Source organism: Nocardia sichangensis (assembly GCF_047200615.1).
GTDB classification, from domain to species: Bacteria; Actinomycetota; Actinomycetes; order Mycobacteriales; family Mycobacteriaceae; genus Nocardia; species Nocardia sichangensis.
This window is the reverse complement of the sequence record NZ_JBJZOK010000047.1, coordinates 1-22,377: the sequence shown is the minus strand read 5'-3', so window position 1 is coordinate 22,377 and position 22,377 is coordinate 1. Positions and strand designations below refer to the sequence as shown.

Below are 22,377 nucleotides of genomic sequence, written 5' to 3'. Positions count from 1 at the left end.
GCACCAAGGTCGATTCGTCCGGTTTCTTGGTGGACGTCTCGTCCTGGTGCCCGACGAGGGGCCGGTTGGGATTGCTAATAGTTTGCCAGACCGGGCCGCCTGAGGGAAAGGTCGATGTGATGCGTAGTGCGCGCGGGAAGCGCTGGCCCCAGAGGCCCCGAGTAGCCGGTTCGTGGTTGCGGCGGTCCGCCCTCGGCATCGCCGCGGCGATGCTGCTGCCGCTCGGGGCGACCGTCGCGGGCGTGGGCGCCACGGCGTCGGCGGCGTTCGACCCCGCGGCCTTCGATTTCTGGGTCGATTCCGGCATGGGTCCGATCAAGACCCGGATCCTGCGTGCCGCCGACGGCAACACCAATCGCGTCGCCTATGTGCTGGACGGCATGCGGGCGCCGGAGACGCTGAACGGCTGGGAGATCGAGACCAACATCCCGCAAGTCCTGGCGAGCCAGAACATCAACGTGGTCATGCCGGTCGGTGGCATGTCGAGCTTCTATGCCGACTGGATCGCGCCAAGCGAGTTCTTCGGCGTCGCGGCGGGCGCGGGCTCCAGCACCGGTTCCGGCGGGCTGGACGGGTTCGCGGGCGGGCCCGGCAAGAGCTACCGGTATCAGTGGGAGACCTTCCTGACCAACAACCTGCGCTGGGCGCTGCGCGATCGGCTGGGGTTCAACCCCAACCGCAACGGCGCCTTCGGCTTGTCGATGGGCGGCAGCGCGGCGCTCACCCTGGCGGCTTACCACCCGGACCAGTTCAGCTTCGCGGGGTCGTTCTCCGGCTATTTGAACAACTCGGCGCCGGGTATGCGGGAGGCCATCCGCGCCGCCATGCTGGACGCGGGCGGCTACAACGTCGACGCGATGGCGCCGCCGTGGAGCCCGCAGTGGCTGCGGATGGACCCCTTCGTGTTCGCGCCCAACCTGATCCGCAACGGCACCCGCCTGTGGATCGCCGCGGCCAGCGGACTGCCCTCGGCCGGCGACCCGCCGAGCTTCGGCACCCTCAACGGCATGGGGCTGGAAAGCCTGGCGCTGGCGAACACTCGCGCGTTCCAGGTCCGGATGGCGACCTTGGGTGGCGGCAACGCCGTCTACTCCTTCCCGCCGTTCGGTATTCACGCCTGGAACAACTGGGCTGACGAGGCCATGCGAATGATCCCGGATATGTCGGCGAACATCGGCTGAATCTTTTGGCGGCGCCTGCGGCGCCGCGTGTTCGCGGCCCCCTATGGCTCGCGTCAGAGCGGACGAGCCTCGCGCCTGCGGCGCATGCGCTTCGTCCACTCTGGCGCGAGCCGGGCCGCGAACGGCGCTCGTAAGACTCGCACCCGGGTGGGTTCGGTGTGTGGGGAACTTGCGCTTTCTGGTGTGCGGCGGGATTGGCGGGGGGCATTTGTTCGCGGTTTGTGAAGTTCTCTTCCTGGCCGTAGGGGCTGCGTAGTGGTCGTTTCGCACAGGGGGAGGCGTTCTCGGGGCCGCCAGCTTGGGGGAGTGGGGGTAGGTAGTAGGGGGTATGTGGGGGCGGTGCGGGGAAGTCCGGAGGCATTCCACCCAATGTTTGCTACATGATCGCTGTTTAGCGGTTATCACTGCTCGGGGCTATTTGCTCGAAGTCGCCTCTGTGGCTATCACGGCAGATCTCGGTCCCGATCACGGTTCGGTCACCGGACTGGGTGGACTCTGCCTCGTCGCTCTGAGGCGCCGAGGGCCTGCGGACGCGGCCGCTGGAGGTGCCGGGAATGCGAAGATCTCGGGTCGGTGACAGTTCCCGCCAGGAGCGCGAATATCTTGCGTTCCAACACGACATCACCGCGAGAACGCGATAAGGTCACCGCACCATTACCTTGCGTGAACGGATGGATTTCGGCCAGTGGAAAGACCCGGATCTTGCTAAAGCGGGGGGCGTCGAATATCGTCCAGCGAGCGCAAGTGTGACCAGATCGTTGTAGCGCCGTCATGGGTATCGGATTGTCGGGACCATGTCCGTGACGCGCGTCTCGTTGGCAACACGGGTGCCGCTTCGCCCCTCGGGCGGCGAGTGGCACCACAACAGCAGAAAGAGAGCAGGATTCATGCGTTTCGGCAGGGCGGCCGCGCCGAAGAGAACACAGTCGGGACGGCGAGGCGCGGCTCGCGGTTGGCGTAATCGAATTCTGGCTGTCGGTGCCGCCGCGCTGGCGCTACCGATCGCCGCAGGCCTGGCAACCCCGACTCTCGCCGCAGCGGCGCCGTCGGTGCACACGCCGGTGTTGCGGGCGCCCGCGGGCGGCTTCGAGGACCTGATGGTCCCGTCCAGCATGGGCCCGATCAAGGTGCAGGTGCAGTGGGCCGCACGCGGCGGCAACGCGGCGCTGTACCTGCTCGACGGTCTGCGCGCCCGCGACGACCGCAACGCCTGGTCGTTCGAGACCAACGCGCTGCAGCAGTTCGGGAACGACAACATCACCCTGGTGATGCCGGTCGGCGGCCAGTCCAGCTTCTACACCGACTGGTACGCGCCGTCGAACCTGAACGGCCAGAAGACCACCTACAAGTGGGAGACCTTCCTCACCAAGGAACTGCCCGCCTTCCTGGAGGGCTACGGCGTCTCGCGCACCAATAACGCGGTCGTCGGCCTGTCCATGGGCGGTAGCGCGGCGCTGGCGCTGGCGGCCTACCACCGCGACCAGTTCAAGTTCGCCGCCTCCTACTCGGGCTACCTGAACATCTCCGCGCCGGGTATGCGGGAGGCGATCCGCGTCGCGATGCTGGACGCGGGCCGCTTCAACGTCGACTCGATGGCCGCGCCGTGGAGCCCGCAGTGGCTGCGGATGGACCCGTTCGTTTTCGCGCCGCAGCTGCGCGGCCTGCCGATGTACATCTCGGCCGCCAGCGGTCTGCCGGGTCAGTTCGACCAGCCGAACTCGGCGGTCGGCGTGTTCAACACCGGCAACGGGATGGCGCTGGAAGCCCTCTCGCTGGTGAACACCCGCGCGTTCCAGGCTCGCCTGAACTCGCTGGGCATCCCCGCCCGGTACGACTTCCCGGCCGCGGGCACCCACTCCTGGAAGTACTGGGAGGGGCAGCTGTTCGCCTCGCGCAACATGATCCTGGACGCCACCGGCGCCTGGTGATCTGATCCGCCTCGTCGCAATTCAGGCCGCACCGATTCGGTGCGGCCTGAATTGCGTTCGGGGGCAGCTATGATCGCGTGACAGCGAACATTGTTTGCTGTGCAGCGCGTGTCTCCCGTAAACGTCGCTATAACGGGAGTACAAAGCTTTTGTGGCAGGGATTACGCGCGGTAGCTGTGGCATACGCGGGCGTCTCGTCGCGCGTTCGGCACGCGAGCGGCTCATGCTGCTCGCCGCCACGATGGTGATCCCGCTAGCCGCGAGCGTGTCCGTCGAGGCTCCCGCCGTCGCGGAGCCAACGGCGGCCGTGGCCGCGCCCGCGCTGGAGAAGGTCCAGTGGCTCAGCGACCGTCGCGTCGCGCTGTGGGTGACCTCGCCGTCCATGGGAGTGCCGATCCAGGTCCAGTTGCTGCTGGCCAGAGACTGGAACGCCCACCCGGAGGCCAGATTCCCCGTCCTGTTCCTGCTCGACGGTCTGCGCGCGACCGACGACGAGAGCGGCTGGACGAAGGAGGCGGGGGCGGTCGATTTCTTCGCCGACAAGAACGTCACCGTGGTGCTGCCGGTGGGTGGGCAGGCCAGCTTCTACGCCGACTGGCTCCAGCCGGACAACGGCCGTACCTACAAGTGGGAGACTTTTCTCACCAAGGAGCTTCCGCCGCTGCTGGAGAGTCATTGGCGTGCGACACCCGTGCGGGGCGTGGAAGGCCTCTCGATGGGTGGCACGGCCGCGATGTTCCTCGCCGCCCGCAATCCGGGCTTCGTACGGCACGCCGCGTCGTATTCGGGCTTCCTGACCACGACGACGCTGGGCATGCCGCAGGCCATCGAGTTCGCCATGCGGGATGCGGGCGGCTTCGACTCCGCCGCCATGTGGGGCAGGCAGACGGACCCGGAGTGGGAGGCGCACGACCCGTACGTGCTGGCCGACAAGCTGCGAGGAGTCAGTCTCTACGTCTCCAGCGGCAGCGGCGCGATCGGTCCCTATGACCACGCCCTCGGCATTCCCGGGGTGAGCACCAACATCGCGGGCATGGGATTGGAGATCCTCTCCCGGCTCACTTCGCAGAACTTCGTGACCAAGCTGTCCAAGCTGGCCATTCCCGCGCAGGTGAACTATCGCCCGTCCGGCACCCATTCCTGGCCGTACTGGGACTTCGAGATGCGTCAGTCCTGGACCCAGGCCGCGTCCGCGCTCGGCGTCGATCAGGGCAAGCCCGCCTGTCAGCCGGGCGGCGCGATCGGCCCGGTAGCAGCCGCGGCGGGCTGGCTCGGTGACTGCCTCACCGGGGAGTACGCCGTGGCAGGAGGCACCGCGCAGGACTTCAAGGGCGGCCGGGTGTTCTTCACACCGGACAGTGGCGCTTACCCGGTCGGCGGTGTGATCGGGCCCGGTTACCAGGCGGCGGGAGGACCTACCGGACCGCTCGGGCTGCCGACGGGCGAGGAACGCGCGCTGGAGGACGGCCGCGGCCGGTTCCAGGCCTTCCAGCACGGCGCGCTGTACTGGACGCCGCAGACCGGAGCTCAAATGGTGCGTGGCGCAATTTACGACGAGTGGGGCAAGCAGGGGTTCGAACGCGGTCCCGCCGGTTACCCGACAGCGCCGGAGGCCAAGACACCGAGTCGCGACGGCGCCGTGCAAGCCTTCGAGAACGGTCCGTTCTACTACAGCCAGGCCACCGGCGTGCACCGCGTCCAAGGCCTGATCCTCGGCAAGTACGCCCAGCTGGGCTTCGAGAACAGTCCGCTCGGCTTCCCGGTCGCCGAAGAGCAGACGGTGAAGGACGCGGGCCGCTTCAGCCGATTCGAAGGCGGGACCATCTACTGGAGCCCGGTGTCCGGCGCTTGGGCGGTCCGCAACGGCCCGATACTGGATGCTTGGCGCGACGCCGGCTACGAGAACGGCAAACTCGGCTTCCCCACCGGCGACGAGTTCCCCATCTCGGACGGCGTGCAGCAGAACTTCCAGGGAGGTTTCATCACGCTGCGCGACGGCAAACCGGAACTGCACGCGCTTTGAGCAGGACAGGTGCACGGCAGCCCGTGGGCTGCCCCCGGACCGGGCCCGACCGCGCCACGCCTATCCGAGGGTCACGCACGCGCTTACGGTCAGGTCGTGCCCGGCTCCCAGTTGCGAGCGCAAGGGTGGGGTTGCCATTTCCCAGCTCGGTCGAGCGCAGTGCGCACAGTGTTCGCGGATGTGGCCGCCGAACCGGCCGACTCGAACCAGGTGGCCCGGTCGCGGCAGCTGCCGATGCGGCCGACGCAGGCCGCAAGGCGGGTGGTGTTCCCCGACGACGACAGTGGCGCGGCATCGTTCACGCGGGCCAGGTCGAAGTTGTGCGCATGGGTCCAGGAGCAGTGCCTGGAGGCGCGCATCGGATGGTGAGATGACGCAGAGCCGACCACGTCGGCGCAGCCCCCGGTTTCGAGCGAAGCGAGACCGAGCATGTGCCGTTCGCGGCCCGGCTCGCGTCCGAGTGACCGCCGTGTCCGTGACGAAGTCGCCAGCGGCGGTCGCTCGGACGCGAGCCATAAAGGGGCCGCGAACACGCAGCGCCGCAGGCGCTGCAAATTGGACCCAGCTAGCCTGGTGGGCGACCCGACCCCGCTCAGTGACAGATCGAGGACAAGAATTCATGCATCGGACCCGTGGAAAGGTATTCGGCGTGGTTGTGGCGATTGCCGCAACCGGCCTGCTCGCCGCGTGCGGCGACAATGATTCGACCGCGACGAGCACGCCATCGCCTACCCGCACCACGACGGCAGCGGCGGCGACCACGTCGCCGGTCGCTTCGACACCCGCCGAAACCGGCCAGCCCGCTCCCGCACCGGAGCAGCCCACCACGACGGTGGCGCCCGAGCGTCCGCAGCCGGTGCCGACCGAAGCCGTCCCGCCCGCGGACACCTCGAAGCTCACCGACAAGGACAAGAAGTTCCTGGATGAGCTGGCCAAGCAGGGTGTCACCCCGTCAAGCCCGGACATCGCGCTGAGCATCGGCGCGTACGTCTGCCAGGGCACCGCCGCGGGCGCGTCCGATCAGGATCTGATGACCTTCGTCAACGCCATGGCAGGTTCGGATCCGTCCTTCGACCCGGCGAAGATGCCGGTGGAGAAGGCCGGGCAGATCTACATCTCCACCGCTCGCGCCACGTACTGCCAGTGAGTTCGCGCGTCCGTTCGACCTCCCGCCGGTCCAAGCCGGCGGGATGCCTGCTCGTGATCGGCGGCATCCTGCTGATCATCCTGGTGGTCCTGCTGCTGTGGTACCTGCTAGCAGGGCGTTTGCGCCCGCCCGGCCCCGGGCCGAAACCGCCGGAACGCCCGACGTCGCAGCCCGCGAGCTGTCCGGATGTGCAGATGATCTCGGTGCCCGGCACGTGGGAGTCGAACAGCGCCGACGATCCGCACAATCCGACCGCCAACCCGGTGTCGCTGATGCTCAACGTCTCCGGCCCGATCACCCAGCGGTTCCCGAGCGAGCGGGTGGACGTGTACACCGTTCCGTACGTCGCGCAGTTCTCCAATCCGATCGCGATCCCGCCGGACGGCCAGCAGTCGTACAACAACAGCCGATCCGAGGGCACCCAGCGGATGGTCGACGCCATGGCCGCGCGGCACCAGGAGTGCCCGCTGACCACCTACGTGCTCGCGGGGTTCTCCCAGGGCGCGGTGATCGCGGGTGACGTCGCCGCGCAGATCGGTGCGGGCGCGGGCCCGGTGCCCGCCGATCTGGTGCTGGGCGTGACGTTGATCGCCGACGGACGCCGTACCGGCGACAACGGCCCAGGCCAGGCGATCCAGATCGGCACCCCGCCGCCGGGTGTGGGTGCCGAAGTCGCGCTGAAGGGGTTGAACGTGCCCGGCATCACGATGACCGGTCCGCGTCAAGGGGGCTTCGGCACGCTGGCCGGTCGCACCTACACCATGTGCGCGCCCGGCGATCTGATCTGCGACGCACCCCGGGAGGCGCTGAGTCCGTGGAACATCCTGGGCAGCGTGAACACGCTGGTCCGGGCCGCGGGAAACCCGGTGCACACCCTCTACAACAGTTTCGTCGTCGACGGCGACGGCAACACCGCGACGCAGTGGACGGCGAACTGGGCGGCCGGACTCATCGAGACAGCGCCGCATCCGGCTCATTCGTGAAAATTCACAGGCCGTGAGATACCCCGCACCCGATTGGCGTGACAAGCGCAACTCGAGTTGGGTAGCACGCTGTAAAGTGCGCTGGTGATCGCGACGCCGGGCACCACCCCAGCGCGGACCCGAAGCGGGCGTCGCGCCCGTATTTTCCTTACAGCCAGGAGCATGAGTTCATGACAGAAGCCGCCGCACCGGCCACCACGGCGAGCCGTGACGCGGATGCTGCGTTGTCCGCGCTGGGCACTCCGTTGCGCCCGTTCCGCTTCGCGGCGGCCGGGGAAGGAAACAAGCAGGAGGGCGGCGCGCGGAAGTTCGTGCAGACCGCTCAGCAGGCCGAGGAGTACGGCTTCGACACCTTCGTGGTGCCCGACCACCTCGGTGAGCAGATCGGGCCGATCGCCGCGCTCGGCGCGCTGACCCAGGCCACCGAGAAGATCCGGCTCGGCACGTCGGTGCTGGCGAACGGTTTCCGCCACCCCGTCGTGCTGGCCAAGGATCTGGCGACCATCGACGTGCTGTCCAAGGGCAGGCTCGAGGTCGGCGTCGGCGCGGGCTGGATCAAGGAGGAGTTCGAGACCGCGGGCATCCCGTACGAGTCGCCCGGTGTCCGGCTGGAGAAGTTGGACGAGTCGTTGACCATTCTCGACGTGCTGCTGCGCGGCCAGGAGTGCACCTTCGAGGGCAAGCACTACCAGGTCCGCGGCGTCAAGGGGACCCCACGGCCGCGGCAGGGCCCACGCCCCCCGATTTGCACCGGCGGCGGCGGTCCGAAGATGCTGCGGCTGGCCGCCAAGCACGCCGACATCGTCTCCGTCGTTCCCGTGACCACCAAGAACGGCAAGGGCCTGCTCTCCGGTATCACCATCGAGAAGGCCGTGGAAAAGGTGAATCTGATCAAGGAGGCCGCCGGTGACCGGTTCGCCGACATCGAGCTGAACTGGGCCATCACCGCCATCGTGATCACCGACGATCGCGAGAAGACCGCGGAGATGGCGCTGTCGGCGTTGGACCGGGGACTGCACCCGAACCTGGAGGTCGATGTGCAGCTGTCCGTCGAGGACATCCTCAACTCGCCCTACGTGGCGATCGGAACATTCGAGGAGATCGCCGAGCAGATCCGCCGTGTGCGGCAGCTCACCTCGATGTCCTATGTCGGTGTATTCCCCACCCAGATGGACGCGTTCGCCCCCGTTATTCCCCTGCTGCGGGACGAGTGAGCCGGTCTTCTCTGTAACATGACTCTGGTTTGAGTACATCTAGCCGATAAGCGGTCACCGCGCAGACCGCACAAAATCTGCAGGCTGGCTCTGCACTTGGAGCACCCGCGGGCGAAAGCGAGTCGGGGCCTCACAGGTAAAAGCGGCGATCTCGCCGTCTTGCTGCGTGTGCCTCGGAGGAGAAGAAGGAATGGAAGAGACTTTCGACGACTACCTGGACGAAACCGGGAACATCCGCATTCCCGAGGATCACACCCTGGTTGATCACGTCGAGAAGCACACCCGGAACGACGCGAACACCCTGGCGTATCGCTACATCGACTACTCGCGCGAGCGCGACGGCGAGGCGCAGGAGTTGACGTGGCGTGAGTTCGGTATTCGGCTGCGCGCGGTGGCCGCTCGACTGCAGCAGGTGACCAACCCGGGTGACCGGGTCGCGATCCTCGCGCCGCAGGGCTTGGATTACGTGATCTCCTTCTTCGCCGCGATCTACGCGGGCACCATCTCGGTCCCGCTGTTCGACCCGGACGAGCCGGGCCACACCGATCGCCTGCACGCGGTGCTCGGCGACTGTGAGCCCTCGGCCATCCTGACCGCGAGCTCCTCCGCGGCCGGGGTCCGGCAGTTCTTCCGCTCGCTGCCCGCCGCCCAGCGCCCGCGCATCATCGCGGTGGACGCGATTCCCGACAGCGTCGGCGAGAGCTGGGTGCGCCCGGACATCGCGATCGACGACATCGCCTACCTGCAGTACACCTCGGGGTCCACCCGGGTGCCTGCGGGTGTGGAGATCACGCACCGCGCGGTGGGCACCAACCTGCTGCAGATGGTCGACGCGATCAACCTGGACTGGAACTCACGCGGCGTCACCTGGCTGCCGCTGTTCCACGACATGGGCCTGCTGACGGTGATCCTGCCCGCGGTAGGCGGCAAGTACATCACCATCATGTCGCCGAGCGCGTTCGTGCGCCGCCCCTACCGGTGGATCAAGGAGCTGGCCGCGGTTTCCGACGGCGCCGGAACCTTCGCCGCCGCACCGAACTTCGCCTTCGAGCACGCCGCGGCGCGCGGTCTGCCGAAGAACGGCGAGTCGCTGGATCTGTCGAACGTCATCGGCCTGATCAACGGCAGTGAGCCGGTGACCACCTCGTCGATGAAGAAGTTCAACGAGGCGTTCGCCCCCTACGGGCTGCCCAAGACCGCCATCAAGCCCTGCTACGGCATGGCCGAGGCCACGCTGTTCGTCTCCGCCACCAAGGCCGAGGACGAGGCCAAGGTCACCTACGTCGACCGCAGGGAACTCAACGCGGGCCGCATGGTGAAGGTCGACCCCGGTCACGAGAACGCGATCGCGCAGGTGTCCTGCGGCTACATCGCGCTCTCGCAGTGGGCGACGATCATCGATCCGGAGTCGGTGGAGTCGGGCGGCGGTCGCGAGGTGCCCGACGGGCACGTCGGCGAGATCTGGCTGCACGGCAACAACATGGGCATCGGCTACTGGGGCCGTCCCGACGAGACGGCGGCGACGTTCCAGAACAAGGTCACCGAGCGCCTGTCCGAAGGCAGCCACGCCGAGGGCACCGAGCCGGACGCGAACTGGATGCGCACCGGCGACTACGGCGTGTACTTCGAGGGCGAGCTCTACATCACCGGCCGGGTCAAGGACCTGGTGATCGTGGACGGTCGCAACCACTACCCGCAGGACCTCGAGTTCTCCGCGCAGGAGGCCAGCACCGCGCTGCGTCCCGGCTTCGTGGCGGCGTTCTCGGTGCCCGCCAACCAGCTCCCGGCCGAGGTGTTCGAGCAGGGCAGCCACTCCGGCCTGCAGTTCGACGCCGACGACGCGTCCGAGCAGCTGGTCATCGTGGGTGAGCGCGGTCCCGGTGCGGGCAAGGCCGATCCGCTGCCGATCGCCGACGCGGTGCGCGCGGCGATCTCCCAGCGCCACGGCGTGACCGTTCGAGACGTGCTGCTGGTGCCAGCGGGATCGATCCCGCGCACCTCCAGCGGCAAGATCGCCCGCCGCGCCTGCCGGGCGGCCTATCTGGAGGGAACGCTGCGGGGTGGTTACACCCAGCAGGCTTTCCCCGATGCACCGGAAGAGTAATTGCCAGGGGCGGCCTCGGACCGACCATCGACGCTCGGCGCCGAGCTTCTCGAGCGCCGAGCATCAAACACGGTACGCCCGGTACGCAGACAGGTAGCTTGAGGAATTGATGGCTGACAACGAGGGCACGCCCACCCAGACGACCGACGCCCCACCCGTGGAGACCGTCGCCGACGCGGCGGCCCCGGCCGAGTCCGCGAAGGGCGGCGCGCAGACCGACATGTCGGTGGCGGAGCTGCGTGAGTGGCTGCGGCGCTGGGTCTCCGAGGCGACCGGGCAACCGATCGAGCAGATCACCGTGGACCGGCCGATGGAGGAGTTCGGGCTCGCCTCGCGGGACGCCATCGCCCTCGGCGGGGACATCGAGGAACTGACCGGCGTGATGCTGAACGCGACGATCGTGTACCAGCATCCGACCATCGCCTCGCTGGCCGAGCGGATCATCAACGGCGAGCCGGAGCTGCCCGCGGAGTCGTCCGACGACGCCTTCTACACGGCGGGCTACGCGCCGGGTGAGGCACACGACATCGCGATCGTGGGTCTGTCGACGCGGCTGCCCGGTGCGGGCGACACTCCGGAGTCGACGTGGGAATTTCTCATCGGACGCGGTGACGGCATCCGGGAGCGGCCCGAAGGGCGCTGGTCGGAGTTCCTGGCCGAGCCGCAGTTGGCGGAAGCGGTCGAGAACGCCAACACCAGGGGTGGCTATCTCGATCAGGACGTCGTCAAGGGTTTCGACGCCGAGTTCTTCGCCATGTCGCCGGTCGAGGTCGAGCGGGTCGATCCGCAGCAGCGCCTGATGATGGAGCTGACCTGGGAGGCGTTGGAGCACGCCAGGATTCCGGCCAGCGAACTCAAGGGCGAGCCGGTCGGCGTGTTCATCGGCTCGTCGGGCAACGACTTCATGCTGCTCGCGGCGCTCGGCCTCGGCAGCGAGCGCGATCCGAACGTGCCGGTATCGGCCGAGGCCTACGCGATCATGGGCAGCGTCACGTCCATCATCCCCAACCGGGTTTCCTACTTCTTCGACTTCCGCGGTCCGTCGGTGGCCGTCGACACCGCCTGCTCCTCGACGCTGGTCGCGGTGCACGAGGCGGTGCAGGCGCTGCGCAGCGGTGACGCTGATCTGGCACTCGCCGGTGGCGTGAACATGTTGCTCGCGCCGATGGCCACGCTCGGTTTCGACGCCAATGGCGGCGTCGCCAAGGACGGGCACATCAAGGCATTCTCCAGCGACGCCGACGGCATGGTCCGCTCCGAGGGCGGCGGTCTGGTGGTGCTGAAGCGGCTCGCCGACGCGGAACGCGACGGCGACACGATCTACGCCGTGATCAAGGGCTCCGCGGTCAACAACGACGGGCGGTCCAACGGTCTGCTCGCCCCGAATCCCGACGCGCAGGCAGAAGTGCTGCGTCGCGCCTACCGGGACGCGGGCATCGCGCCGTCGGCGGTGGATTACATCGAGGCGCACGGAACCGGCACCCTGATCGGCGACCCGATCGAGGCCGACGCGCTCGGCCGGGTGGTCGGCCGGGGACGTGCGGCCGACAAGCCCGCGTTGCTCGGTTCGGCCAAGACCAACTTCGGCCACCTGGAATCCGGCGCCGGTGCGGCGAGCCTGGCGAAGGTGATCATGTCGTTGCAGCACAACGTCATTCCGCCGAACATCAACTACGCCGGACCGAACCCGTACATCCCGTGGGATCAGGCGCACCTGAAGATCGTCGACGAGCCGACCGAGTTCCCCCGCTACAGCGGCAAGGCCACCATCGGCATCTCCGGCTTCGGTTTCGGCGGTACCAACGCGCACGTTGTCGTCCAGGAGTACGTGCCGACCGCGACCGAGACCGAGGCTCCGTTCTCCGAACTCGAGGCCCGGCTGGACGAGGACGCGGTGGCGGAGAGCGCCGACGCGGAGACGGAATCCGCGGCAGGCGACGCCGTGGCCGAGGCGGCCGAAGCCGACGCGGAATGGACCGCCGAGCGCACCGAGCCGCTGCCGCAGATCCTGCCCGTGTCGGGTTATCTGCCTTCGCGGCGTCGTCGTGCCGCCGCCGAGCTGGCCGACTGGCTGGAATCCGAGGCGGGCGCGCAGACTCCGCTCGCCGATGTGGCGCGGTCGCTGGCCAAGCGCAGCCACTGGCGTTCGCGCGGCGTGGTGCTGGCGAAGACGCACGAAGAGGCGATCGCCGGACTGCGCGCCATCGCGGCGGGCAAGCCGGGGACCGGCGTCTTCACCGCCGACGCGCCCGCGGCCATGGGCCCGATGTGGGTGCTGGCCGGTTTCGGCGCGCAGCACCGCAAGATGGGCAAGCAGCTCTACTTGGAGAACTCGATCTTCGCGAAGGCCGTCGACGAGGTCGACGAGCTGGTGCAGGACGAGGCCGGATACTCGGTGCGCGAACTGTTCCTCGACGACAGCCAGGACTACAACGTCGGCACCTCGCAGGTCGGCATCTTCACCATCCAGGTCGGCCTGGCGGCGCTGCTGCGCGCGCACGGCGCGGAACCCGATGCGGTGGTGGGTCATTCCATGGGCGAGGTCGCCGGCGCGTACATCGCCGGTGGTCTCTCGCTCGAGGACGCGGTGCGCGTGATCTGCGCTCGCTCCCGCCTTATGGGCGAGGGCGAGCAGATGATCAGCGACGACGACGTGCGCAACATGGCGCTCATCGAGTACAGCGCCGAGGACGTCGCGAACCTGCTGCCGGAATACCCGGACGTCGAGGTCGCGGTGTACGCCGCGCCGACGAACACGGTGATCGGCGGTCCGCAGGACCAGGTCGCGGCGATCGTCGCCCGGGTGGAGGCGGCGGGCAAGTTCGCCCGGGTGCTGCAGACCCGCGGTGCGGGCCACACCTCGCAGATGGATCCGCTGCTCGGCGAGCTGGCCGCGGAGCTGGCCGGTATCGAGCCGACCAAGCTGAAGACCGGCCTGTACTCGACGGTGCACAAGGAAGAGTTCTTCCGCTCCGGTCACGACCCGATCCACGACGAGGACTACTGGGTCAAGAACATGCGCCACAGCGTGTACTTCACCAACGCGGTGAAGCTCGCCGTGGACGCGGGGCACACGACCTTCCTGGAGCTGGCGCCGAATTCCGTCGCGCTGATGCAGGTGCTGGGCACCACCTTCGCCGCGGGCGTGCACGACGCGCAGCTCATCCCCACGCTCAAGCGCAAAGAAGACGAGTCCGCCGGTGTGATCGCCGCGCTCGCCCAGCTCTATGTCCACGGGCACAAGGTGGATCTGTTCTCGCTGCTCGGTGCAGGCGAGTACGCCGACGTTCCGCGTACCACGTTCGTGCGCAAGGAGTACTGGCCGAAGGTCCAGCTGTCCTCGGGCGGCAACGGCCGGGTTCCCGGTGCGCACGTGGCGCTGCCGGACGGCAGGCACGTCTGGGAGGTCCAGGCCTCCTCGGTGACCGATCTCGCCGGACTCGTGCGCGCCGCGGCGGCGCAGGTGCTCAGCGACGTGTCGCTGGGCGCGTCCATCCCGCACGCGCCGAACCCGGCCGCGGGCACGCTCACCACCACGCTCACCCCGCATCCCGGCGGCGCCTCGGTGCAGGTGCATGCCAAGGAGGGCAGCGCCTTCCGCCTGGTGTTCGACGCCGTGGTCACCTCCGGTGCTCCGCTGCCGGAACCTGTTGCGATCGAAACGGTCCCGGTGCCCGCCGCGCAGCCCCAGGGCGACGCCGACATCGAGGTCGTGGAAACCTTCGGCGACCGGTGGGATCCGAACGGCACGCAGACCGTCGAGGAGCGGCTCGCGCTGATCGTCGCGGAGTCCATGGGTTACGCGGTCGAGGATCTTCCGATGGAGATCCCGCTGATGGAACTCGGTCTGGACTCGCTGATGGCGATGCGCATCAAGAACCGGGTCGAGTACGAGTTCGACATCCCGCAGTTGCAGGTACAGGCCGTGCGGGACGCGAGCCTGCACGAGGTCGGCAAGGTGCTGCGGTACGCGATCGAGCACCGCGACGAGGTGCAGGCGATGGCGGATCAGCAGGCCGCAGACAAGGCCGCGGGCGGTACCGGCGAGCTGGCCGTCGACTCCGATTTCATCGCCACGGCCCGCGCGGCGCTGGCCACCGGGGCCGACCCGGTCGCGGCGGTCACCGGCAAGACGACCGACGCGCCCGAGGCAGCACCGGCTGACGCGCCGACGGATTCCGTGCCGCCGGAAAGCGCTGTGCCCGAAGCCGTGGCGCCCGCCCCCCAGCCTGCTGCCGCGCCCGCAGCCGTGTTCGGCGGCGCTGCCCAGCAGCCCGCCGACGAGGACGACGTCCCGCCGCGCGACGCCGCCGAGCGCCTGACCTTCGCCACCTGGGCGGTGGTCACCGGTAAGTCGGCCGGAGGCATCTTCAACACGCTGCCGATCCTCGACGAGGACACCGCGGAGAAGCTGGCCGCGCGCCTGACCGAGCGGGTCAAGGCCGAGGTCACCGTGGACGACGTGCTCGATTGCGAGACCATCGAGCAGCTCTCCGACATCGTTCGCAACCTGCAGGACAGCGGCGCGGATGTGGACGGTTTCGTGCGTCCGCTTCGGGCTCGCGCGGAGGGCTCGAACGCGGTTCCGGTATTCGTGTTCCATCCGTCCGGTGGAAACACGCTGGTGTACGAGCCTCTGCTGAAGCGTCTGCCCGCCGACACGCCGATGTACGGCTTGGAACGGGTCGACGGTTCCATCGAGGAACGAGCCCGCCAATACCTGCCCGAGCTGCGCAAGCTCCAGGGTGACGGGCCGTTCGTGCTGTACGGCTGGTCGCTGGGCGCGGTGCTGGCCATGCAGACCGCGCAACTGCTGCGGGCCGAGGGCGCGGACGTGCGCGTGGTCGGCCTGATCGATCTGGCCATTCCGACGCAGGGCGAGGACAACAGCCCCGAGGAGCGGGTGCGGCGGATCGAGCGCTACCAAACCTTCGCCAAGAAGACTTACGGCGTCGACGGCGAATTGGACCGCGAGCAGTTGGAGACACTGGCCGCGGCATCCGACGAAGAGCAGTTCAAGATGATCAGCGACCTGATCAAGATCAGTGGCGCGAAGATTCCCGGTGGCGTGCTCGAACACCAGCGCACCTCGTGGATCGATAGTCGCCACCTCGCCCGTACCCAACCGTCCCACTACGACGGCAACGTCGTGCTCTACCTCGCCGATCGCTACCACGACGGGATGATCGAGCTCGAGCCACGCTTCGCCGACCGGGTGCCGAACGGCGGCTGGGACGAGTACATCCCGAATTTGGAGGTCGTCCACATCGCGGGCGACCACCTGCAGATCATCGACGAACCGCGGATCGGCAAGATCGGAGCCGACCTGACCGCGAAGCTCGCCGCGATCGAGGCGAAAGGGGCCAAGTGAGCACTACTGCCGAGAAACTCGCCGACCTGCGCAAGCGCCTGGATTTAGCGCAGGAGCCGGCGGGTGAAGCGGGCGTGGCCAAGCGGGCGAAGAAGGGTATTCCCAGCGCCCGCGACCGGATCAACATGCTGCTCGATCCGGGAACCTTCGTGGAAATCGGCGCGCTGGTCCGCAAACCGGGCGACTCCGCCGCGCTCTACGGCGACGGCGTCGTCACCGGGCACGGTTTGGTCGAAGGCAGGCCCGTGGCGGTGTTCTCGCACGACCAGACCGTCTACGGCGGTTCGGTCGGCGAGATGTTCGGCCGCAAGGTGGCCGGGATCCTGGAGTACGCCGCCAAGGTGGGGTGCCCGGTGGTCGGCATCAACGACTCCGGCGGCGCGCGCGTGCAGGAGGCGGTGACCTCACTGGCCTGGTACGCCGAGCTGGGGCGGCGGCAGGAGCCGCTGTCCGGGCTGGTCCCGCAGATCTCGATGATCCTCGGCAAATGCGCCGGTGGCGCCGTCTACGCCCCGATCAACACCGACGTGGTGGTGGCGACCGAAGAGGCGTACATGTTCGTCACCGGGCCGAAGGTGATCCGTGAGGTCACCGGCGAGGACGTGAGTCTCGAGGAACTCGGCGGCGCGCGCAGCCAGGCGGAGTACGGCAACATCCACCACGTGGCCAAGGACGAATCGGCCGCGTTCGAGTGGGTGCGCGACTACCTGAGCTACCTGCCGACCAGCTGCCAGGAGCTGGCGCCGATCGTGAATCCCGGCTTGGAGCCGGAGATCACCGACACCGACCTGGAGCTGAACTCGATCGTCCCGGACTCCGACAACTCCGGGTACGACATGCACGAGATCCTGCTGCGCATCTTCGACGACGGCGCCTTCCACGAATTCGGCGCTTCGGCGGGGCGCAACGTCATCACCGGCTTCGCCCGCGTGGACGGCCGCAGCGTCGGCGTGGTGGCCAACCAGCCGATGGTGTACGCGGGCGCGCTGGACGCCCGCGCGTCGGACAAGGCGGCGCATTTCGTGCGTCTGTGCGACGCGTTCGAGATCCCGCTGGTGTTCGTCGTGGACACGCCCGGGTTCCTGCCCGGTGTGGAACAGGAGAAGATCGGCGTCATCAAGCGCGGTGGACGGTTCCTGTTCTCCTACGTGGAGGCGTCGGTGCCGAAGGTCACCGTGGTGATCCGCAAGTCCTATGGCGGCGGTTACGCCGTGATGGGCTCCAAGCAGCTGGGCGCCGACGTGAACCTGGCCTGGCCGACGGCGCGGATCGCGGTCATGGGCGCCGAGAGCGCGGTCAGCTTGATCGGAGCCAAGCAGATCGACGCCGCGCCCGAGGACCAGCGGGCGGCGATTCGCCAGCAGATGATCGATTTCTACAACGCCACCGTGGCGACGCCGTGGGTGGCCGCCGAACGCGGATACGTCGACGCGGTCATCGAGCCGTCGACGACCCGGCTGGAAATCCGTCGTGCGCTACAGCTTTTGCGGGACAAGTCCGTTGCCCGCAATCCGCGCAAGCATCACCTGCTGCCGCTGTAGCAACCGGTACACGATCGGGCCGCACCCCTTGGGGCGCGGCCCGATTCGCGTCTGGCGTCTCGAATGATCAGCTGACGGTGACGGATTCGATGACGACGTCGTCGACCGGCACGTCCTGATGCATGCCCGCCGAGGAGGTGCGGACACCCGCGATCTTGTCGACCACGTCGGCGCCCTCGGTCACCTCGCCGAAGACGGCGTAGCCCCAACCCGCCGCGGTGGGAGCGGAGTGGTTGAGGAAGTCGTTGTCGGAGACATTGATGAAGAACTGCGCGGTGGCCGAGTGCGGGTCGTTGGTGCGCGCCATCGCGACGGTGTACTTGTTGTTCTTCAGGCCGTTGTTCGCTTCGTTCTGGATCGGGGCTTTGGTGCCCTTCTGACGCAACCCGGGCTCGAACCCGCCGCCCTGGATCATGAAGCCGGGGATGACGCGGTGGAAGATGGTGCCGTTGTAGTGGCCGGCGTTCGCGTAGTCCACGAAATTGCGCACCGTGTTCGGCGCTTTCTGATCGTCCAGCTCGAGCACGATCGATCCGTAGTTCGTCGAGATATTCACCTTGGTCATACACCCACCTTTCCATCCTTTCGTAGACCGTTGCGTGATACGGGTACTTTTCCAGTAGCGTCCGATACCGACGAACTGGTTTCGTGAGCACATGGGTAACTCGCCGGGTACGCCCAGAACCTGAGTCGCACCTGACGTAGGACCTGAACGCAAATGGCGCGACGCCCCACTAGCACGGCCTAAAGACCCGGAGAGGCGGGGGAGCCAGCTAGCATTGCCAACCGTGCCCGACGCCGCAACCGCTGTACTCACGAAACCTCCCGCCGCCCCGGTGCTGACCCCGAACGATTTCCGGACCGCCCGGCTCATCGCGCTGGTGGCCGGAGTGCTCGGCGCGTTGTTCGCGCTGGCGACGCCGTTCCTGCCGGTCACGCAGACGACCGCGGTGCTGAACTGGCCGCAGGGCGGGACGCTCGGCAACGTGCAGGCGCCGCTGATGTCGCAGGTCCCGATCGACCTGAAGGCGACGATCCCGTGCGAGACGATCGCCCAGCTACCCGAGCGCGGTGGCATGCTGCTGGCCACCGCGCCGCCGCAGGGCGACCGGGCCGCGCTGGAGGCGCTGTTCGTGCGGGTGTCGGAGACCTCGGTGGACGTGGTCGACCGCAACGCGGTGGTGGTGTCGGCCGACCGCAGCCGCATGGGCGAGTGCACGTCGTTGAGTATCGCCTCGGACAGCGACAGCACCTACGGCGTGTTCAACGGGCTCACCAGGCAGGTGGAGCGTCCGATCGAGGGCGGGGCGCCCGGGGCGAACGAGTCGGTCACCGTGCCGGTGGAGGGGCAGCTCGGCGGCGATCTGCGGCCCCAGGTGGTCGGGGTTTTCTCCGATCTGAAGGGCGCGGCGCCGACCGGTTTGTCGTTCACCATGACGGTGGACACCCGCTTCTCCTCCAGCCCGACCGCGATCAAGCTGGTCGCGATGATCGCGGCGGTGCTGTGCACGCTGATCGCCCTGGCGGCGCTGGCCCGGCTCGACAGCAGTGACGGGCGTGGGCACCGCCGGTTCCTGCCCGCGAACTGGCTGAAGCCGACCTGGGCGGACGGCGCGGTGGTCGGCACGCTGCTGCTGTGGCATTTCGCGGGCGCGAACACCTCCGACGACGGCTACATCCTCAGCATGGTGCGGGTGGCCCCGCACGCGGGGTACATGGCCAACTACTTCCGCTGGTACGGCGTGCCGGAGGCGCCGTTCGGCTGGTACTACTACGTGATCCAGGTCTTCTCGGAGATCTCCACCGCCAGTGCCTGGGTGCGGTTGCCCGCGCTGGCCTGCGCGATCCTGTGCTGGCTGGTGATCAGCCGCGAGGTGGTGCCCCGGCTGGGTCGCGGGGTGCGCACCAGCAAGGTGGCGCTGTGGACCGGCGGGCTGGTGTTCCTGGCGTTCTGGCTGCCGTTCGACAACGGCCTGCGCTCCGAGCCGATCGTCGCGCTCGGTGCGCTGCTGACCTGGGTGTCGATCGAGCGGGCCATCGCGACCGGGCGGCTGCTGCCCGCCGCGGTGGCCGTCCTGGTGGCGGCGTTCACTCTCGCCGCCGCGCCGACGGGCCTGATGTGCGTCGCCGCGCTGCTGGCCGGTATCCGTCCGATGCTGCGCATCGTGGTGCGCAAGCACCGGCAGTTCGCCGCGCTCGGCGCCGGTCGGTGGGGCTCGACGCTGCCGCTGCTCGCACCGATCGCCGCGGCGGGCGTGCTCGTGCTGACGGCCGTCTACACCGACCAGACCTTCGCGGGCATCCAGGAGGCCAACCGGGTGCGTCAGGTGACCGGGCCGAACCTGGCCTGGTACGAGGACTACCTGCGCTACTACTACCTATTCGTGGAGACTGTCGACGGCTCGCTGTCGCGGCGCTTCGCCTTCCTGGTGATGCTGCTGTGCCTGTTCACCACCATGCTGGTGCTGCTGCGCCGCAGGCGGGTGCCGGGTATCTCCAGCGGTCCGACCTGGCGGTTGATGGGCGTGGTCTTCGGGACGATCTTCTTCATGATGTTCAACCCGACCAAGTGGACCCACCACTTCGGCGCGTACGCGGGCATCGCGGGTTCGCTGGCGGCGGTCACCGCGGTCGCGGTCTCGGCGAGCGCCCTGCGAGCCCGCAAGAACCGGGCCATCTTCCTGGCCGGGTTGCTGTTCGTGCTCGCGATCGCGTTCTCCGGCATCAACGGCTACTGGTACGTGTCCAGCTTCGGTGTGCCGTGGTTCGACAAGCGCGTCTCGCTGCACGGCTACCAGTCGAACACCCTCATGCTCGTGCTGTTCGGCGTGGCGCTGGCATTGGTCGGTTGGTACGCGCTGCGGGAGGACTACACCGCGCCGCAGCCGTCGGCCAAGACGGCACGTGGCAGGCGGATCCGCCGGTTCGCGGCGATCCCGCTGACCGTGGTCGCCGCGCTGATGGTCGCGCTCGAGGTGCTCTCGCTGGTGAAGGGCGCGGTCTCGCAGTATCCGGCGTACTCGCTGGCCCGGTCGAACATCGACGCGCTCAGCGGCAGCACCTGCGGCCTGGCCAATGACGTGCTGGTCGAGCCGGACCCGAACGCGGGCAAGTTGCAGCCGATCATGGATCCGGCGCACCCGCCGACGAATCCGTCCGATCCGCTCGCCGGTGTTGATCCGGTCGGTTTCGACCCCAACGGCGTGCCCAATGATCTGTCCGCCGACAGCGTCGAGGTGAAGCCGGGCACCGGGAACACTTCCACGCAGTCGGTCGGCGCGGCGTTCGCGGAGGGGCAGAGCGCGGGCACGGGCGGCGGTCAGGGCGCGCGCGGCGTCAACGGCTCCACCGTCGCCCTCCCGTTCGGCCTGGATCCGGCGACCACGCCGATCCTCGGCAGCTACCAGAACGGCGTGCAGCAGCCCGCGAACGTCACCTCGAGCTGGTACCAGTTGCCCGCGCGTTCGGCGGACAAGCCGCTGGTGGTGATCTCGGCCGCCGGTCGCATCCTCTCCTTCGACGACACCGGCGCGATGAAGTACGGCCAGTCGCTGACCGTCGACTACGGCAAGCGGCAGCCCGACGGCAGCGTGCAGAAGCTCGGCACCTACCTGCCGCGTGACATCGGCCCGTTCCCGTCCTGGCGCAACCTGCGGGTGCCGCTGGACGAGATCGCGCCCGACGCCGACGCGGTGCGCATCGTCGCCAACGACCCGATCCTGATCGGGGATCAGTGGCTGGCCTTCACGCCGCCGCGGATGCCGAAGTTGCAGACGCTCAACAGCCTGCTGGGTTCCCAGCAGCCGATCCTGCTGGACTGGGCGGTGGGCTTGCAGTTCCCGTGCCAGCGTCCGTTCGACCACCGCAACGGCGTGGCCGAGGCGCCCGGCTACCGCATCCTGCCGGACCGCCCGCTGGCCATCAGCTCGACGAATACCTGGCAGGCCGAGGAGTTCGGCGGCGTGCTCGGCTTCACGCAGATGCTGGCCAGGTCCATCTCCGTGCCCACCTACCTGAAGGACGACTGGGCGCGGGACTGGGGCTCCCTGGAGCGCTACGAGCAGTACGACCGCAGCGCGGTCCCGGCGAAGCTGGACACCGGCACCGCGACGCGCTCGGGCCTCTGGTCGCCGGGCAGTATGCGCGTGTTCTGATCCGTTTCGGGCAAACACCAGGCCGTCGCATCGGTACAGGGACCGATGCGACGGCCTTTGCCTTATCCAGGACATCGTCGCACGGGCTGAGCAGTGCGAATCCGTACCGTGAAATGCGCGAGCCGGCCGGTAGTCTCAGGGCATGACGAGCAGCGCACCCAGCGACTGGTACCGCTGGATCCCGGACCAGATCACGGCGCGGGACTACGAACAGCTGCCCCCTGATTTCTGCCGGACCATCGAGGTCATCGACGGCCATATCGTCAAGTGCGAAAGCCCCTCACGGCTGCATAATCGGGTGGCGCGGCGCATGGCCGCGCATATGGAAGCAGCGCGCAAGCCGGAACCGTGCTTGATGGTCGAGACCGACGTGGACGTCCGGCTCAGCGATGTTCCGCTCAGCCTCCGCCGACCGGACGTCGTCGTGTATCGCTGTCTGGACGACGATGCGCGACTGTATGCCGATGACACCGTGCTCGTGGTCGAGATCGTCTCTCCCGACAGTTCACACCACACCGATACGGTGGAGAAAAAGGCCGCATACGCGGCGGTCGGTATCCCGGTCTACCTCATCGTCTTCCTCACCGAGCCCGGCGATGGAATCGAGCAGATCGAGGAGTACCGGCTCTCCGAAGGTCGCTACCACCTGGTCTGTCTGCATACTCGCCGTCTGGCTGTGGACGTGCCGATACCCGTCGACGTCGCGTTCAGCGAGCTGGCCACGGGCTAGG

At 68.1% G+C, this 22,377-nt stretch carries 13 protein-coding genes; 12 read left to right on the top strand and 1 reads right to left on the bottom strand.

Features of this window, described 5'->3' with window-relative positions:
• Window positions 1-119 precede the first annotated feature (119 nt).
• The 10 genes from ACL03I_RS36565 (at window position 120) to ACL03I_RS36520 (ending at window position 17,492) form a co-directional block, all read left to right on the top strand.
• On the top strand, window positions 120-1,181 hold the full coding sequence (locus ACL03I_RS36565; RefSeq protein ID WP_355073139.1) for an alpha/beta hydrolase: 1,062 nt from the start codon (window positions 120-122) through the stop codon (window positions 1,179-1,181).
• An 887-nt stretch (window positions 1,182-2,068) separates the two neighbouring features.
• Window positions 2,069-3,109, top strand: coding sequence for an alpha/beta hydrolase (locus tag ACL03I_RS36560; RefSeq protein WP_355073137.1), 1,041 nt, complete (start codon window positions 2,069-2,071; stop codon window positions 3,107-3,109).
• A gap of 223 nt (window positions 3,110-3,332) precedes the next feature.
• Entirely contained in the window at window positions 3,333-5,132 is a 1,800-nt protein-coding gene (locus ACL03I_RS36555; protein WP_355073740.1) for an alpha/beta hydrolase-fold protein, read from the top strand.
• Window positions 5,133-5,291: 159 nt separating this feature from the next.
• A complete protein-coding gene (locus tag ACL03I_RS36550) occupies window positions 5,292-5,501 on the top strand; it encodes a hypothetical protein (protein ID WP_355073135.1) in 210 nt (69 codons plus the stop codon).
• Window positions 5,502-5,781: 280 nt separating this feature from the next.
• Window positions 5,782-6,279 (top strand): DUF732 domain-containing protein, encoded by a 498-nt coding sequence (locus tag ACL03I_RS36545; RefSeq protein ID WP_355073133.1) that lies wholly within the window; start codon window positions 5,782-5,784, stop codon window positions 6,277-6,279.
• Complete coding sequence (locus ACL03I_RS36540) at window positions 6,270-7,262, top strand: cutinase family protein (protein ID WP_412808303.1); 993 nt, start codon at window positions 6,270-6,272, stop codon at window positions 7,260-7,262. The genes ACL03I_RS36545 and ACL03I_RS36540 overlap by 10 nt, the downstream gene beginning before the upstream one ends.
• Before the next feature lie 170 nt (window positions 7,263-7,432).
• On the top strand, window positions 7,433-8,476 hold the full coding sequence (locus tag ACL03I_RS36535; protein ID WP_355073129.1) for an LLM class F420-dependent oxidoreductase: 1,044 nt from the start codon (window positions 7,433-7,435) through the stop codon (window positions 8,474-8,476).
• Window positions 8,477-8,666: 190 nt separating this feature from the next.
• Window positions 8,667-10,580: a long-chain-fatty-acid--AMP ligase FadD32 gene (gene fadD32, locus ACL03I_RS36530; RefSeq protein WP_355073128.1), complete on the top strand. Its 1,914-nt coding sequence runs from the start codon at window positions 8,667-8,669 to the stop codon at window positions 10,578-10,580.
• 109 nt (window positions 10,581-10,689) lie between these two features.
• Complete coding sequence (gene pks13, locus ACL03I_RS36525) at window positions 10,690-15,951, top strand: polyketide synthase Pks13 (protein WP_412808296.1); 5,262 nt, start codon at window positions 10,690-10,692, stop codon at window positions 15,949-15,951.
• Window positions 15,948-17,492: an acyl-CoA carboxylase subunit beta gene (locus ACL03I_RS36520; protein WP_355073124.1), complete on the top strand. Its 1,545-nt coding sequence runs from the start codon at window positions 15,948-15,950 to the stop codon at window positions 17,490-17,492. The genes pks13 and ACL03I_RS36520 overlap by 4 nt, the downstream gene beginning before the upstream one ends.
• A 67-nt stretch (window positions 17,493-17,559) precedes the next feature.
• Here ACL03I_RS36520 and ACL03I_RS36515 read toward each other — a convergent pair whose 3' ends face one another.
• Window positions 17,560-18,057 carry a peptidylprolyl isomerase gene (locus tag ACL03I_RS36515; protein ID WP_355073122.1) on the bottom strand — a complete coding sequence of 166 codons (498 nt, stop codon included), beginning with the start codon at window positions 18,055-18,057 and terminating at the stop codon, window positions 17,560-17,562.
• Between the two features lie 223 nt (window positions 18,058-18,280).
• Here ACL03I_RS36515 and ACL03I_RS36510 point away from each other — a divergent pair, with 223 nt between their 5' ends.
• Both ACL03I_RS36510 and ACL03I_RS36505 read left to right on the top strand, forming a co-directional pair.
• The gene (locus ACL03I_RS36510; protein WP_412808295.1) at window positions 18,281-21,646 is read left to right on the top strand and encodes an arabinosyltransferase domain-containing protein; all 3,366 of its coding nucleotides are present in this window, start codon (window positions 18,281-18,283) and stop codon (window positions 21,644-21,646) included.
• Window positions 21,647-21,788: 142 nt separating this feature from the next.
• Window positions 21,789-22,376 carry a Uma2 family endonuclease gene (locus ACL03I_RS36505; RefSeq protein WP_355073120.1) on the top strand — a complete coding sequence of 196 codons (588 nt, stop codon included), beginning with the start codon at window positions 21,789-21,791 and terminating at the stop codon, window positions 22,374-22,376.
• Window position 22,377: the final 1 nt, after the last annotated feature.